The organism is Leucobacter sp. M11, assembly GCF_035726885.1.
Lineage (GTDB): Bacteria > Actinomycetota > Actinomycetes > Actinomycetales > Microbacteriaceae > JAPFRB01.
In genome coordinates, this window is sequence record NZ_JAPFRB010000002.1 from 761,715 (window position 1) to 762,247 (window position 533).

Sequence of the window (533 nt, forward strand, 5' to 3'; positions counted from 1 at the left end):
AGGGTGTCGCAGCCGCGGGAGCCGAAGCCGAGGCCGTCAGGTCCGGCGCGGGGGACGCGGACCAGGCTGTGAGACCGCGGGGCTGCTCGTTCGGGGCGGAACGCGGGGCGTCGGGGTTCCCGCCCCGCGCGGCGTCGCCGTCGTCATAGGGGTCGAAGGGGGGCTCGTCCGGGTCCGGCGGCTCGGGCAGATCCGCGGCAGGCGCGGTCGCCGCGGCGGGCGGCGACACCGGCGGCGCGGAAACCGGCGGCTCGGCTCCGTCCGGGCGCGCTGCTGCCTGCGGGCTCGGGGCTGTCTGCGGGGTCGGAGCTGTCTGCGGCGCCGAGGCCGGCGCGGCCGCGGAGTCGACGGCCGGGGCTCCCGCGCTGACGCGCGCCATATAGCGGACGCGGAGGCCGAGCGCGTCGACGATCGCGGTGCGCAGCACATCGGCGGTCGATCCCGGCTGGGCCCCGGTCTGCTTGAAGGCCTGCACCTCGTCCGGGGTCGGGAAGCCGAGGGTGATGACGTCGCCGTCGAGGGCCAGCACGCTC

At 78.0% G+C, this 533-nt stretch carries 1 pseudogene; it reads right to left on the bottom strand.

Features of this window, described 5'->3' with window-relative positions:
- Window positions 1-533: pseudogene (locus OOT08_RS08050) on the bottom strand (hypothetical protein); the annotation flags it as partial.